Origin of the sequence: Pseudomonas sp. CFBP 13727 (genome assembly GCF_014841915.1) — a bacterium.
Classification (GTDB): domain Bacteria; phylum Pseudomonadota; class Gammaproteobacteria; order Pseudomonadales; family Pseudomonadaceae; genus Aquipseudomonas; species Aquipseudomonas baltica.
The window spans coordinates 184,573-199,414 of record NZ_JACYUT010000006.1 but is presented as its reverse complement, the minus strand read 5'-3'; the positions used below and the strand labels follow the sequence as shown (position 1 = coordinate 199,414).

General features: G+C 60.9%; 14 protein-coding genes and 1 pseudogene. 8 read left to right on the top strand and 7 right to left on the bottom strand.

Annotated features, from left to right (window positions below):
• Nucleotides 1-222: 222 nt before the first annotated feature.
• Nucleotides 223-1,566, top strand: coding sequence for an MFS transporter (locus IFT76_RS18565; protein WP_185793183.1), 1,344 nt, complete (start codon nt 223-225; stop codon nt 1,564-1,566).
• A 59-nt stretch (nt 1,567-1,625) separates the two neighbouring features.
• Here IFT76_RS18565 and IFT76_RS18560 read toward each other — a convergent pair whose 3' ends face one another.
• Both IFT76_RS18560 and IFT76_RS21090 read right to left on the bottom strand, forming a co-directional pair.
• A complete protein-coding gene (locus tag IFT76_RS18560) occupies nt 1,626-2,390 on the bottom strand; it encodes a LysR family transcriptional regulator (protein WP_244647977.1) in 765 nt (254 codons plus the stop codon).
• A gap of 6 nt (nt 2,391-2,396) precedes the next feature.
• A pseudogene (locus IFT76_RS21090) lies at nt 2,397-2,450 on the bottom strand (hypothetical protein); the annotation flags it as partial.
• Between the two features lie 172 nt (nt 2,451-2,622).
• Between IFT76_RS21090 and IFT76_RS18555 the strand changes: the two are divergent.
• From IFT76_RS18555 to IFT76_RS18535, 5 genes are all read left to right on the top strand, one after another.
• Nucleotides 2,623-3,249, top strand: coding sequence for an RraA family protein (locus IFT76_RS18555; RefSeq protein WP_192059728.1), 627 nt, complete (start codon nt 2,623-2,625; stop codon nt 3,247-3,249).
• A 16-nt stretch (nt 3,250-3,265) separates the two neighbouring features.
• The gene (locus tag IFT76_RS18550; protein ID WP_192059726.1) at nt 3,266-4,135 is read left to right on the top strand and encodes an NAD(P)-binding domain-containing protein; all 870 of its coding nucleotides are present in this window, start codon (nt 3,266-3,268) and stop codon (nt 4,133-4,135) included.
• Between the two features lie 178 nt (nt 4,136-4,313).
• On the top strand, nt 4,314-5,165 hold the full coding sequence (locus IFT76_RS18545; RefSeq protein ID WP_192059724.1) for a LysR family transcriptional regulator: 852 nt from the start codon (nt 4,314-4,316) through the stop codon (nt 5,163-5,165).
• A gap of 110 nt (nt 5,166-5,275) precedes the next feature.
• Nucleotides 5,276-6,271: an aldo/keto reductase gene (locus IFT76_RS18540; protein ID WP_192059722.1), complete on the top strand. Its 996-nt coding sequence runs from the start codon at nt 5,276-5,278 to the stop codon at nt 6,269-6,271.
• A gap of 39 nt (nt 6,272-6,310) precedes the next feature.
• Nucleotides 6,311-8,386, top strand: coding sequence for a hybrid sensor histidine kinase/response regulator (locus IFT76_RS18535; RefSeq protein ID WP_244647976.1), 2,076 nt, complete (start codon nt 6,311-6,313; stop codon nt 8,384-8,386).
• Nucleotides 8,387-8,395: 9 nt separating this feature from the next.
• Here IFT76_RS18535 and IFT76_RS18530 read toward each other — a convergent pair whose 3' ends face one another.
• Genes IFT76_RS18530 through IFT76_RS18520 form a run of 3 tightly spaced genes read right to left on the bottom strand, consistent with a single transcriptional unit; the run spans nt 8,396 to nt 11,408 of the window.
• Nucleotides 8,396-9,394, bottom strand: a complete 999-nt coding sequence (locus IFT76_RS18530) for a lysylphosphatidylglycerol synthase domain-containing protein (protein WP_192059720.1) — start codon at nt 9,392-9,394, stop codon at nt 8,396-8,398.
• Nucleotides 9,391-10,629: a cardiolipin synthase ClsB gene (gene clsB / locus IFT76_RS18525; protein ID WP_192059719.1), complete on the bottom strand. Its 1,239-nt coding sequence runs from the start codon at nt 10,627-10,629 to the stop codon at nt 9,391-9,393. Before clsB ends, IFT76_RS18530 begins: the two co-directional genes overlap by 4 nt.
• Nucleotides 10,626-11,408, bottom strand: coding sequence for an endonuclease/exonuclease/phosphatase family protein (locus tag IFT76_RS18520; protein ID WP_192059717.1), 783 nt, complete (start codon nt 11,406-11,408; stop codon nt 10,626-10,628). The genes clsB and IFT76_RS18520 overlap by 4 nt, the downstream gene beginning before the upstream one ends.
• A 346-nt stretch (nt 11,409-11,754) precedes the next feature.
• On the opposite strand from IFT76_RS18520, the gene IFT76_RS18515 reads away from it, so the two are divergent.
• Together IFT76_RS18515 and IFT76_RS18510 are read left to right on the top strand one after the other, a co-directional pair.
• Nucleotides 11,755-12,072 carry a helix-turn-helix domain-containing protein gene (locus IFT76_RS18515; RefSeq protein WP_122477707.1) on the top strand — a complete coding sequence of 106 codons (318 nt, stop codon included), beginning with the start codon at nt 11,755-11,757 and terminating at the stop codon, nt 12,070-12,072.
• On the top strand, nt 12,065-13,336 hold the full coding sequence (locus tag IFT76_RS18510; RefSeq protein WP_122477709.1) for a type II toxin-antitoxin system HipA family toxin: 1,272 nt from the start codon (nt 12,065-12,067) through the stop codon (nt 13,334-13,336). The genes IFT76_RS18515 and IFT76_RS18510 overlap by 8 nt, the downstream gene beginning before the upstream one ends.
• Before the next feature lies 1 nt (nt 13,337).
• Here IFT76_RS18510 and IFT76_RS18505 read toward each other — a convergent pair whose 3' ends face one another.
• A complete protein-coding gene (locus IFT76_RS18505; protein WP_122477711.1) occupies nt 13,338-13,763 on the bottom strand; it encodes a VOC family protein in 426 nt (141 codons plus the stop codon).
• A 121-nt stretch (nt 13,764-13,884) separates the two neighbouring features.
• Nucleotides 13,885-14,748 (bottom strand): LysR family transcriptional regulator, encoded by an 864-nt coding sequence (locus IFT76_RS18500; protein WP_192059715.1) that lies wholly within the window; start codon nt 14,746-14,748, stop codon nt 13,885-13,887.
• Nucleotides 14,749-14,842: the final 94 nt, after the last annotated feature.

Sequence of the window (14,842 nt, the reverse complement as noted above, 5' to 3'; positions counted from 1 at the left end):
AAAAGCCAACCATGCTCGGCGCGCGTGGCGCAGGTGATCGGATTCAACCTCGCGTTGTTGTCGGGAAGCACGGTTGGCGGTGCATCGGCGTGAACGACGCGGGCACGTTTGTGCGCCGTGTCATGCCAATAGAGAATGAATGAATGTGCTTATTTATCGCTTTTTCTATTTCGCGCAGCTGGCCAAGATTGACCATCGAACAAACATAATAAAGGAACGCTCATGGTCGAATTAGCCCACACCGAGGCCGCCGCTCGGTCGGCCAGGTCGAAGTATCGCTGGATAGTGCTGTCGGTGATCGTCGTGGTGTACATGCTGGCCGCTGCCGATCGCGCTAATATCGGCATCGCTCTGCCGTATATTCAGAAGGAATTTGGCGCCAGCAACGCGCAGGCTGGCATGCTCGTCAGTGCGTTTTTCCTGTTCTATTCACTGGGTCAGATTCCGGCAGGCTTCATCATTAGCCGGTTTGGCGTGCGGCTCGTCGCGCCGGTGTCGATCACGCTGACGTCGATCGTCACCCTGTTGATCGGAACCGCGCATAACTTCGGCATGATCAAGCTCTATCGGTCCGCCTTGGGCATCGCCGAAGCCGCACTCCCGCTGTCCATGCTCAGCACCATCAATCGCTGGTTTCCAGCGGGTGAGAAGGGCTTGGCCACGGGCGCATTCCTTTCTGCCGCCAAGATGGGCGCCGTCATAGCCCCACCCGTGGGCGCCGCCATCATCATGCTTTACGACTGGCGCACCATGTTCATCGTCTTCGCCATCCCCGGCCTGCTGCTGGCATTGATCTGGTGGTGGGTAGTGCCAAACGATCCCCGTGCCTGCAAGCGGGTCAACGGTGCCGAAGCCGATCATATCGAAGATCAGACCCCGGCCGAGAGCGGGCCCAAGCGCCGTCAGCGAGATTTCGGCGCGTTGGACAAAGTGCTGCGCTACCAGCGAGTGGCACCCCTGGCTTCCTCTAAATCGGTATTTGCCTCCTGGAACATCTGGGGCTGTGGCCTGGGTTATTTGCTGATGACAGGCGTGGTCAATGTGCTGCTGGCCTGGCTACCCAAGTACCTGAGCGAAGTGAAGCACTTCGAACTGATGCAGGTTGGCTTCATCGCCGCACTGCCGTTTGCCGGTGGAGTACTGGGTAACATCGTCGGCGGCTGGTTCTCGGACCGGATTCTGGACCGTCGTCGCAAGCCCACCATGATGATCAGCGCGGTGGCCACTTGCGTGATGATGGTGGCCTTGGTTTATGCGCCCAACGGGCTGTTGGCAGTAAGCTTGCTGTTGTTCGGCACGGGCTTCCTGCTGAACATCGGTTACTCGTCGTTTTCGGTCTATTCCATGGGCCTGACCAGCCGCTCCACTTACCCGGTTGCGGCCTCGTTGGTCAACAGCGCAGGGCAGGCGGGCGGAGCAATAGCACCCCTGGTCACCGGCTTTCTGCTGGACAGCTACAGTTGGACAGCGGTCTTCATTTTCCTGGGGATCTGCTCGCTGGCGGCCCTGGCCTTCGTGCTGACCATTGCCGAACCGGCTGATCAGGTCGAGCCCGCCGCGCAATGACAACGTTGCGTTGATCCTGGTAATACGCAATGGGGCGCCGAATGCACGGTGCCCCGGGCTCATCGTTGCAACTGGCGAGTGAAGTCGCACAGCTCTACTGCCAGCCCCGACACCTCGGTCATGAACGCTGAAGGGCGATCGTTTCGATACATCGCCTTGTAGGGCACTGGGGGTAATGTGGGGGTTGTGCGGATGATGTTAAGTTTGCCCTCGTCCACCAATGGCCGAAAGCATTCCAACGGCAGATAAGTCACACCCAAGCCTGCGGCTGTCAGTCCGAGCATGGCGGTCAGACTGTCCGAGGACAGCGTCTTGGGCAGGTCGACGCCCAAGGTACGCAGCCATTTGTTCACGAACAGTCCCGAGCCCGATTTCTTGCCTTGAACCAGCATTGGGTATTTCGCCAGTTCCGCGAGGTCCAGCACCTCATCGTGGCCTATCAGGCCCGGTGCGGCCATCCAGGCATTCTCGACCTCGCCCAAGGCGACAGAGGTCACTTCCGGCGCGGTAAAGGTGTCGGGAATGATGATCAGGTCGATCATGTCGTCCATGAGCTTTTCATGGAGGTTGCGGCTCATGTCGACCTCTGGCTCGATAATGAGTCCCGGATAATCGGTTACCAGCCGCGTCACCAATCGCGGCAGCCAAGTCCATGCGGTCAGTTCGGTCACACCCAACCTGAGCCGGCGCTTCACCACTTGGGTACCGTCCTTGAGGGAGTCGATGCGCTCGGCGAGCCCGAGCATTTCCCGCGCTATCACTAACAGTTCCTCGCCAGCGCTGGTCAACCGGGCGCCGCGTTGCGAACGGTCGAACAGCTGCATGCCGGTCGACGCCTCGAGTTCCTGAACGCGTTTGGATATGGCGGACTGAGTGGTGCTCAGGTGCTCTGCAGCGCGCTCGAAAGTTCCGAGCCGCTCTATCCGTGGAAAGCAAGCAATTGGCGCAGGGTGATCATGTCCATTCCTTAATAGAATGATTGGATATTGAATAATATCGCTTTTTCTATTTCATAGCCTGTTTATGCTGGTGTTATCTGCCATCGGAGAACTGTCTATGACTGCCGTACTCGCCTCATCCGAACGTGACGAACTGGTAACCGCATTTGCCCGCACCTCCACTTCGATCATCAGTGACTGTCTGGATCGTTTGCCGGGCGCAGCGTTGCGCCCCTTTCACAAGATCGAAGGGACCATGGCTGGTATCGCTTTGACGGTAAAAGTAGCCAATGGCGATAACCGAGCCATTCATCAGGCCCTTGAACTGCTCGAACCTGGCCACGTACTGGTGGTCGATGGCGGCGGCGATGTCAGCCGTGCATTGATGGGCGACATCATGGCGGCGATTGCTGAAAAACGTGGCGCGGCGGGTGTGGTGATTGACGGCGCGATTCGCGATCTGGCAACCATTGGCAAGGGTATGTTTCCGATGTTCGCGAGGGCCGGCATTCATCTGGGCCCCTACAAGAACGGACCTGGTGAGATAAACGTTCCAGTGAGCATCGATGGGATGATCGTGTCGCCGGGCGACTTCGTCGTCGGTGACCACGATGGCATCGTCGCCTTCGCCGCATCGCGCGCGGCCGAGCTGTTGAGCGCCTGTCATGCGACCGAACAAAAGGAAGCGGAAATGATGGCGCAGATCGCCGCAGGCACTTACAAGGGCGCCTACGCCGCTCACTGATTGCAGGAGATACAGCATGAAAATCGGAATTATCGGTGCAGGCGAAGTCGGACTGACCTATGCAAGACCCTGGGCGGCAGCTGGGCACGAAGTCGTTTTGTGCGATCTGAAGCCGTCCGCTGCTGCGGCGGCCTTCGCTGCGCAGGCAGGCAGCGATATCTGTACATCGGTTGCAGATATCGCGCCAAGCTGTGACGTACTGGTATCGTGCGTGTTTGGTACGGTGTCGCTGTCCGTCGCCGAGCAGGCGCTCGCGCATATGGCCAAGGACGCTTTATATGTGGACATGACCACTGCCGATCCCGCATTGATCAGGACGGCGGCGCAACGTGCCGCAGAATTCGATGTGAGTTATGTCGATGTGGCCATCCTCGGTGCGATTGCGCTGACGCACGAAAAAACCAACTTGCTGGGCGCCGGCACTGGTATCGAGCGCGCCCTGACGTTGTTCGCCTTCGCCGGCGCGCCGCTCAAACCAGTGGAGCACGGCGCAGCCGGTGATGCGGCGGCCCTGAAGATCCTCAGAAGCGTATTCACCAAAGGCTTGGAAGCCCTGACTATCGAATGTTTCATGGTCGCGGAGAAGCAAGGCGTCAGTGACAAGTTGCACGACGCTTTGAGCGACATCGATCAGGCAAGCCTGCGCGATTTTCTCGGTGCCCTGATCCGCACCCATGTACTGCATGCGCCGCGTCGCTTGAAGGAAGTCGAAGAAGCTGAGCGGCAGTTGCGTGCCGCTGACATGCCGGTCGCGGTGCTGCCGGGGGTCAGGGATCTCTTCCAGCGCACGACCGACCAGATCGCCGCGAATCCGATCGATGTGGCAACACCCACGCTGCCGCAGGCATTCGAGTGGTTGTTCAAGGTCAACGAAGTATCCAGATGACTGCGCGGTGACGTAGCTTGTGTTCCCTGTGGGAGCGGTCATCGGCCGCGAAAAGGGCCCCGTAGTTTGCCTGATGCTCCGTGGCGTCTGGTTCGCGGCCGCGGACCGCTCCTACAGGGCATTTGCGCGTTTTGAAGGGGGGTGGGGGTATCATGGCCTGATCACAGGCGAGGTATCCATGTTCGATTGGGAAGATCTGAGGCACTTTGCGGCCTTCGTGCGGGCGGGCTCGTTGACGGCGGCGGCCAGGGCGCTGGCGGTGGACCATGCCACCGTGGCGCGGCGCATTGCGTCACTGGAAACCGCGCTCAACCTCAAGCTGGTCGATCGCCGCTCGCGTGCCTACGTGCTGACCCACCAAGGGTTACGGATTGCCGAGTTCGCCGAGCAGATGAGCACCTCTTCGTTCGCCCTTGAGCATTACGCGGGCGCCGATCAGCCGGACGTGCAGGGCGAAGTGGTGCTGTCGGCACCGCCCGTATTGCTGGGCAGCCTGATTGCGCCCCACGCCGGTACCCTGCTGGCGCAGCATCCGGCGTTGTCGCTGCGCCTGGTGGGCACCAAATCGCGCACCTCGCTGGCGCGCCGGGAGGCAGACGTCGCCGTCAGCCTGGCCCGGCCGCTGGAGTCGACATTGGTGGCGAGTCTGCTCGGGCACCTGGACTATGCGCTGTACGCCAGCCCTGCCTACCTGGCGCAGTCAGCGAAGCCGCGTTTCATTGGCTACGACGCTTCGCAAGCCAAATCCCTTCAGCATCGCTGGCTGGTCGAGCAGGCCGAGGACGGCGAATTCGTGCTGTGCAGCAACGACCTGCGCGTGCAGGCACTGGCTGCCGCCGGCGCCGCGGGTATCGTCTGCCTGCCGGCGTTCATTGCCGCCGAACATGGCCTGCAACGGGTCGACCCTGAAGCGGCCACCTTGAACATCGAGGTCTGGATAGCGTTCCACGAAGACGTGCGCGCAACGCCACGCATCCAGGCGGTCAGCGAATTCGTGCGGCACTGCATGGCAGTGCTGCCACGCTTGTGAATTTCTGCATAGCTCAGGTGCGATGCCTGGGGGTTATGTCCGATAGGAGTGGGCGCTAAGGTAAAGGCATCGGACCGGCATGTCGCGCGGTCCTCCGCAGGAGCCTCTCCATGAACTACGTCAAGCTGGGCAACACCGGCCTGGACATCTCCCGCCTGTGCCTGGGCTGCATGACCTTCGGCGAGCCCGATGCCGGCACCCACCCCTGGACCTTGGGCGAGGATGCCAGTCGGCCGATCATCAAGCATGCGGTGGAGCAGGGCATCAACTTCTTCGACACGGCCAACAGTTACTCGGCCGGCACTTCCGAAGTCATCGTCGGCAAATTGCTCAAGGAGTTCACCCGGCGCGAGGAAACCGTGATCGCCACCAAGGTGTTCTTCCCGGCCAACATGTGGGAAGGCTCGAAAAAGCCCAATGAGCAGGGCCTGTCGCGCAAGGCGATCATGGCCAGTATCGATGCCAGCCTGCAGCGGTTGGGCACCGACTATGTCGACCTGTATCAGATTCATCGCTGGGACTATCACACGCCGATCGAAGAAACCATGGAAGCCCTGCACGACGTGGTGAAAGCAGGCAAGGTGCGCTACATCGGGGCCTCGTCGATGTACGCCTGGCAATTCGCCAAGGCCCAGCAGGTCGCGGCCAGCAACGGTTGGAGCCGGTTCGTCTCGATGCAGAACTACCTCAACCTCATCTATCGCGAAGAAGAGCGCGAAATGATTCCCCTGTGCCTGGATCAGGGCGTCGGGCTGATGCCCTGGAGCCCGATGGCCCGCGGCCGGCTGACGCGCCCGCACGGGATGCAGACCGAACGCACCCGCACCGACATTTCCGGGCAGTCGTTCTATGCCGCCACCGAGGTCGAGGATGGCAAGGTGATCGACGTGGTCGAGCAGATCGCCAAGGAACGCGGCGTGCCCATGGCGCAGGTGGCGCTGGCGTGGGTGTTGAACAAGCGCGGCGTGTCGGCGCCCATCGTCGGTGCTTCCAAGGCCGTGCAGTTGGACGATGCCCTGGCTGCACTGCAACTGTCGTTGAGCGAAGAGGAAACGGCGCGGCTCGAAGGCCCCTACGTGCCACACGTGGTGACCGGTTTTGCCTGACAGCGCTGGGCGCAGGTGGGTCGCCGAAGAATCGCGCGGATGCTATCGTTGCTGTGCGATCCACTGCCCGAGTTGAACATGACCCACCCGTTTCCCTTTTCCCGAGAGGGCATGAGCGAGAAAGTACGCTGCCACGACTGGGCCGCGACGCCGCTGGGGCCGATCCACAGTTGGCCTGCCGTGTTGCGCATTGCCGTCGATATGCTGCTGGCATCGCGGTTCCCCGGCTGTCTGGCCTGGGGGGACGAGCGCATCACCCTGTACAACGATGCGTTCGAGCCCTTGCTGGCGGGCAAGCCGCCGGCGCTCGGGGTGCCGATGCACATCGTCTGGAACGAAGTGTGGGACGACATCGAGCCGATAATGACGCGCGCCTTCCAGGGCGAAGCGACTTTCATCGAGGACTTCCCGCTGGTCATCCAGCGCAACGGCAGAGCCGAGCAGGCGTATTTCACCTTCTGCTACAGCCCTGTACGCGACGAACATGGCACCATCGTGGGCATGCTCGACACGGTCATCGAAACCACTGCAACATTGCAGGCCAGGGACAGGGCCGAGCAGGCAGCCGAAGGCTTCGAGCGCGAAGCGGTGGCGCGTACGGCCGAACGTAACCGGTTCTGGGACCTTTCATCCGACATCATGTTGGTGGCCAGCCGCAGGCTCGAAATCACAGCCATCAATCCGGCCTGGTCGCGGGTGCTGGGCTGGAGCGCCGAGGACCTGGTTGGCCGGCACGCCATCGACCTGATCCACCCCGACGATCATGAAGCGGTAGCGATCGCGATGGTGCCGCTGTTTCGCAGCGAGCGGCTGCATGACATGACCTGCCGCCTGCGCCACAGCGACGGCAGCTACCGTTGGATCGCCTGGGCAGCGGTGCCTGCCGAAGACTCGTTCCACTCCGTAGGCCGCGACGTGACCGAAGAGCGCGAGCGTGCGCTGATGCTGCAGCAGGTCGAAGAGCAACTGCGCCACAGCCTCAAGATGGAAGCGGTCGGGCAGTTGACCGGCGGGCTTGCCCACGACTTCAACAACCTGCTGACCGGCATCAGTGCCAGCCTGGAACTGCTGCGCCAACGTGTCGAACAGGGCCGCATCGGCGAGCTCAAGCGTTACATCGACGCTGCACAGGGGGCCTCGGCCCGGGCCGCCACCCTGACTCATCGGCTGCTGGCGTTCTCGCGTCGTCAAACCCTGGCGCCACGGGCTGTCGGGCCCAAGGCCCTGATCGCCGACCTCGAAGACCTGGTACGCCAGACGCTGGGCCCGAGCATCGAGTTCAGTGCCCAGGGCGACGACGATGTCTGGTGGGTGCGCGTCGACGCCAACCAGTTGGAAAGCGCGCTGCTCAACCTCTGCATCAACGCTCGTGATGCAATGCCGGGGGGCGGCAGCCTGTGGTTGCGCGCGCGCAATCACCATCAGTTCGCCCGAGCCCGCACCGAGAACGATCTGCAGCCAGGCCAGTACGTGTGCCTGAGTGTGACCGACAGCGGCACGGGCATGGATCCGCAGACCATCGCACGGGTATTCGATCCGTTTTTCACCACCAAGCCACTGGGTCAGGGCACCGGCCTGGGCCTGTCGATGGTGTACGGCTTCGTACGCCAGTCGGGCGGGCAGATTCGCGTCGATTCCTCACTGGGGCAGGGCACCGCAATGCACCTGTTCCTGCCGCGACACACCGGCGAGATCGGTGCGACGCTGCCGGTACTGACCGGAGCCCTGATAGACACCGAAGCCACCGGTGAAACCATCGTTTTGATCGACGACGAAGGAACGTTGCGGCAGATGGTGGGCGAGGCGTTGCGGGAGAAGGGCTATCGAGTGCTGGAAGCGGCCAATGGCGTAGAGGGCCTGTCACTGGTGCAAGGCGGCCTGAAGGCCGACCTGTTGATCACCGATATCGGCTTGCCGGGTGGGCTCGATGGTCGTCAGGTGGCGGATGCTGCCTGGGCGATGGAGCCGGGTCTGAAGGTACTGTTCATTACCGGCTATGTGGATCAGACCGCAGCCATGGACGAGTTGCCCGAAGCTGTTGCTCAAGTGCTGACCAAGCCGTTCAGCCTGGACCACCTGACCCACACCGCGCGCTCGATGTTGGTCAGGCGTTAGCTCATACCGCTATCCGGCGCCGCTGCTGGCGCCCGACTCGCGGTTTTTCTCGATGGTTCGGGTGCGTTTCTCCAGCACCAGGTACACCACGCAGGCAATAGCCAGCGGCAGCAGGAAATACAGCGCCCGGTAGGCGATCAATGCGGCCAGTAGCGCACCTTTGGAGTATTGCCCTTGCAGCAGGGTGATGAAGATGGTTTCCAGCACACCGAGGCCGGCTGGGATATGGGTGATCACACCGGCAATGCTGCTGATCAGCAGGATCGCCAGAATGGTCGGGTAGCCGACCTTCTCGGGCAGCAACGACCACACCAGCAAGCCCATCAGGCTCCAGTTCAACGCGCCCAGACAGGCTTGGGTCAGCGCCATCTTGAACGACGGCAGGAGGATCTCCTGCTTGCGTATCGTCCAGGTGCGTTTCTTCGAGAAGCGGCAGGCCGCCAGGTACGCCAGCCCAAGCAGGATGATCACTACGCCGATGATCTGCAGCCCGGTACTGCCGATCTTGAAACCTTCGGGAAGCGCCGGCAGGCCCATGGCGAACAGCGTACCGGCCACGAACAGGTAGCCCAGCCAGTTGGTGATCAGACACAGGCTGAGAATCTTGGTAATGGCCGGCACATCCAGACCCAGCTTGGAGTACAGGCGATAACGCAGGGCAATCCCGCCGACCCACGAGCCCAGGTTGAGGTTGAACGCATAGCACACGAAGGCCAATGGCAGCACCTGCCGACTGGGCACTTCGTGGCCGATATAACGCTTGGCCAGCAAGTCATAGCTGGCGAACGTCAGGTAGCTGGCTGCGACGATGCCGGCACCGATCAACAAGGTACTCATCTTGTAGGAGCTCAGCGCATGCTTGACCTCCTGCCAGTCGAGGTTTTTCACCAGCATGAACACCAGCACCGGGACCAGGATGAAGCACAGCACGGTCATGATGCGCTTGGCCCATACCCACTTGCTGGATTTGGGCGACTTCCCTTGGGTATTCTCTGGCGCGGTGCTCATACCGTCTCCTTGCTATCCAGGGCAGGCGCCTGGCAATGCTGCGGCTCAACGTCGATCAGCGGTACCAGCTTGGGCGAGTGCGCTGGAATGAACCCCACCATGGCCGGAAAGTGGCGCAGGAAGTGGAAGGTGAGGAAGATGATCGGCGCGCGCCACCAGTACCCACGCAGAACCCGTTGCAGGCTGATCGACTTGCAGGTGCTTTCGGCCAGTTCCTGCAGGTGATCGTGCAGCCGCTGGTTGAAACGGCGGTCCTTGATGATCAGGTTGCCTTCCAGGTTGAGCGACAGGCTCAGCGGGTCGAGGTTGCTGGAACCCACGGTCGACCATTCCCGGTCCACCACCGCGACCTTGCCATGCAGCGGACGCTGGCAGTACTCGCGGATGACCACGCCGTCACGCAGCAGATAGTTGTAGAGCAGGCGCGAGCACAGGCGCACCAGCGGCATGTCGGGCATGCCCTGCAGAATCAGGGTCACGTCGACGCCGCGCCGAGCCGCGTTGCGCAGTTCGCGCAGAAAACGGTAGCCGGGGAAGAAGTAGGCGTTGGCGATGATGATCCGTTCACGCGCACCGCGAATGGCCTTGAGGTAGTGGTCCTCGATATCGGTGGTGTGTTCGTTGTTGTCGCGAATGGTCAGCAGCAGCCGCGCGCTGGCACTGTCGGCATCGGGCGACGGGCTGCGCGAGCGCCATGGCGCACGGTCGCGCACGACCTTGCTGGTGCGGTCGAGCAGTGCCAGGGTGGCTCGGTGCAGGTCGGCCACGATGGGGCCTCGTACACGCACGGCATAGTCCTGCTTGGCCATCGGATCGCCGGAGTCGGCCAGGTGGTCGGAGCTGTAGTTGATGCCACCGACGAAACCGATTTCGCCATCGACGACCGCGATCTTGCGGTGCAGCCGACGAAACAGGTTGGTGCGTACACCCATCACCCGCGGCTGCGGGTCGAAGGCCAGCAGTTTCACGCCCGCATCGGACAGTTCGCGCAGGAACTGCGTGCTCAGCTCCGCCGTGCCGTAACCGTCCACCAGCACTTCCACACGCACGCCACGTTGCGCCGCTTCGATCAGCACCCGCTGCAAATCCTTGCCTACTTCATCTTCATAGATGATGAAGGTTTCGATCAACACTTCCTCTCGAGCCTGGCCGATAGCCTCGAAGACTGCCGGGAAGAACTCCTCACCGTTGATCAGCAGCTGGATTTCATTGTTGTCACGCCATTGCTCGCTCATAGGCGAACCTCCACTGCGAGGGGCACATGATCGGAAAGATGGGACCAGGGTTTGCGCGACAGCACCTTGGGCAGGTGGGCTGTCGCGTTGCGAATGTAGATACGGTCGAGCCTGAGTAGCGGCAGCCGGGCCGGGAACGTCTTGGCATGCCTGCCGAAGGCTTCGACGAACACTTCGGTCATGTGGCAGCTCGCCAGGGCTTCGTCGGCACGCACGCGCCAGTCGTTGAAATCGCCCGCGACGATTACGGCAGCTTTTGGATCAAGGCTGTCGAGCAACTGGCAAAGCAACTTCAGTTGCTGCTGGCGCTGGCCTTCGCGCAGCCCCAGGTGCACGCAGATGGTGTGCACCTCTCCATGCCCCGGTACGGCCAGCACCGAATGCAGCAGGCCACGCTCCTCGGTGCCATTGACGCTCACATCGAGGTTTTCGTGGCGCACGATCGGAAACTTGGACAGCAGCGCGTTGCCGTGGTCGCCGTCCGGGTATACCGCGTTGCGGCCGTAGGCGTACACCGGCCACATGCTGTCGGCGAGAAATTCGTATTGGGGAACGTCCGACCAGTTGTCGTAGCGCTGGCCATGGGAGCGATGCATCCCGAGCACTTCCTGCAGGAACACCACGTCGGCGCCCAGCGTGCGTACAGCCTCGCGCAACTCGGGGAGCACGAAGCGCCGGTTCAGCGGGCTGAAGCCCTTGTGGGTATTGACCGTCAGAACATGCAGGGAAGTTACCGCCACAGCGTCCTGGGGTAACGGCTGAGGATTGGGGGTGGTCATTCTGAAGCTCCTGAGGGGACGACAGGGGCACTTTGGCCCCTATGGTCCGACTCGGAAGCGATTGTGAAGGTTCAACGGTGCCATCATTGGAGACCAGGCCCATGCCGGAGCGACCTGATGCTGTAGAAAATGCGTTTCACAGACGTGCTCAGGTCCGCTCAGGGTGCTGGTGCGAGGCGAGGTCATGTGGACTGTATGTGACCTGAAAAATCATAAATCCAATAAGTTGTGGCATAAGTCGATAAAATTGATATAACCAACAGCATAAGGGATTTAAATTTTACCTTGGATGCATGCCCATCCTATAATGTGGGTCACTACGCCAGACAGTCCCCGAGGTTTCGCAATGTTGGATTTATATTTCAACAAGCCAGCCGAGATCGCCAAGCGCCTTTGCGGGCGCTTGCGCACCGAGCGGCTGGCACTGAACATGACCCAGGCCGATCTGGCGGCCCGCGCCGGCATAGGCACCAACACCGTTTCCAACCTTGAAGCCGGACGCAATGTCGGGTTCGAGAACCTGGTCAGGGTGGCGATGGCATTGGGTCGAGCCCAGGAGCTCGATGGCTTGTTCATGCCCAGGCTGGAAAGCATCGATGACATCCAGCGCTATGAAAACAGTGCCAAACGTCTTCGCTCTAAAAGGAAGACTGGCAATGCCTGAGCAGGTGAACGTTTTTTACGAGGGCTGGGGCGAGCGATGGCAGTGGGGCACGCTGGTGTCTACCACTGCCCTGACGGGTCGTCCGGTGATCGTGTTCGAGTACAGCAATGAAGCCAGGGAAAAGGGCTTTGAGCTGTCGTCTTACAGGCTGCCGTTGAAAGGTGCTCGATTGCGACGGGATTTTCCAGACCACCAATGGCATCTGCCAGGACCCGTCTACGACGCGCTGCCAGACGGCTGGGGCATGTTGCTGATGGATCGCATGTTCAGGCGTCGTGGGCTCGGCACGGCGCGAATCGGTACGCTGCAACGGCTGGCCTACATCGGTAGCAATGCGATGGGCGCCATGACGTTCGAGCCGGTGGTACCCGAGGGGCAGGAGTCCGATGTTCATATTCCTTTGGAACAACTTGCAACCGAAGTGCAGGAAGTGCTCCAGGGAGACGGCGGTGAGTTCTTGCAGACCCTGCTTCTGGTGGGCGGCTCGCCTCAGGGTGCGAGGCCCAAAGCGCTTGTTCATCGCGACCCGGCAACGGGCGGATTCACCACGGCGGTGATGCCGGGTTTCGAGGCCTGGCTGGTGAAGTTTCCAGCCAAGGACGAACATGCGGAGGTGTGCGCCATTGAAATGGTCTATGCCGAGTGCCTGCGCATGTGCGGGATCGAAACGCCCGAGACCCAGTACTTCGGTCTGCCGGGCGGGTTGGCTGCGTTTGCCAGCAAGCGTTTTGACCGCCGGGGTGGCCTGCGCATCCCGATGCAAAGCCTCGCAGCCTTTACCGGGGCCGACTATAGATCACCGGGCGTATTGGACTACGTCAACTTCCTGCGGGCGACGCATATGTGTACCAACGACGTGCGAGCGATGGCAACGGCGTTCGAGCGTGCGGTCTTCAATGTCGCGTTTAACAACCGGGACGATCACCCGAAGAACTTTGCCTACATCATGACGCGCGACGGTCAGTGGCGATTGTCGCCGGCCTACGACGTGACGTTCTGCGAAGGACCAGGCGGATACCACCAGATGGATGTGATGGGTGAGGCGCTGGCGATTTCACGTACGCAAATGCTGCGGCTTGCCGAGGAAGCAGAGCTCGCCCCGGCTGCCGCAAGCAAAATGATCGAGGGTATTTGTGATGTGGCCAGCCGGTTCGCGACTATTGCTCAGGACCTGTATCCGCAGCTCATTACTCAAGACACCTTGCGCATGATCCAGAACCGTATTGATGAGAACGTTGCTCGGCTGCGAGCAACAGTCAGCTGAATCACTTGGCAAACAGCTGGCTCATGTCCTTGAAGGCCTTGAACTCCAGCGCATTGCCACAGGGGTCGAACAGGAACATGGTGGCCTGCTCGCCGACCTGGCCCTGGAAGCGGATGTAGGGTTCGATCACGAACTCGGTTCCGCGCGCCCTCAAGCGCTCTGCCAGGGCCTCCCACTGCGCCCATTCCAGAATGATGCCGAAGTGCGGGACCGGTACGTTGTGGCCGTCCACCGCGTTGCTGTGCACACTTTCCTGCGAAGCCGTCTTGGGGTGCTCATGGATGACCAATTGATGGCCGTAGAAATCGAAGTCTACCCACTGTGCGCTCGAGCGGCCTTCGGCAAGACCGAACACCTCACCGTAGAAGTGACGGGTGGCGGCCAGGTCGTACACGGGGATTGCAAGGTGGAAGGGCGAAAGGCTCACGGTGATTTCCTTTGGACTGGTTTTGATTTTTATCAATTCTTATCCGGAAGTACCTCGAGTAAAAGCGCAAATCTTCGGTTCCGAGCTCCAATTATTCTGATGAATCGCGCGTTCAGAAGCCTCATACTGCCTGCAGAACGCAGTCTCGAAACAGATTGAACAGCGGTGAATTCTTTTGTCGGTACTTGGCTACCAGCACGATTTCTCTGAAAAACGTCAGCTCACGCAGCTCCAGCACTCTCACGTTCTCCGAATGTTCGAGCCACAGGCCCGCTTTGGGTACCAACGAAACACCCAGCCCACTGCGTACCATCTTTACAATTGCATCCAGCTCATCCAATTCCAGGGTTTGGCGAACGTGGATCTTTTGCTCCTTGAGAAACTGGGTGACCAGGCGGCCGCCGAACGATCCGCGGTCATACCGCACGAAGGGCTGTTCTGCGAGAAGCTTGAGCGGATCATCGCCTGCTACATCCTTGGCGGTGATCAGCACGAACGCCTCGCGCGCGATCACTTCGGCCTGCAGATCCTTGGGTAGCGAGAAGGGCGGCTTGATCATGATGGCCAGGTCCAGCTCACCTGCATCCACCTGACTGAGCAGGTTCAACGAAACACCCGGCACCAGGTGGGTTTCGATGAACGGCGCCTGTGCTTTCAAGGCCACCAGTGCCTGCGGCAGGATCCCGGTCTGAACCGTGCCGATGGCGCCGATGCGCAACGAGCCCTGGAAACCATTGGCACTGTCGGCCGCGCCCATCTGCTCGAACAGGCGCAGGATGTCTTCTGCCATTGGTATGGCGCGTTGGCCTGCCGAATTGAGGGTGGCGGAGCGGCCTGTGCGGTCGAACAGCTTGACGCCGAGTGTTTCCTCGAGACTTCTGATCTGAGCACTGACGGCTGACTGGGTCAGCCCGACCTGCTGGCCGGCGGCGGCAAAAGTGCCTCGTTGTGCCACGCAGATGAAGGTCTTCAGTTCTCGGATCATGGGGTGCCTTGGTGTGTTGTCGGATGGTTGCGCGATGACGGGATATCCAGAAACTATCCTGGTCCTCGAAAAGCACTTTGGCTGTACTTCTGGG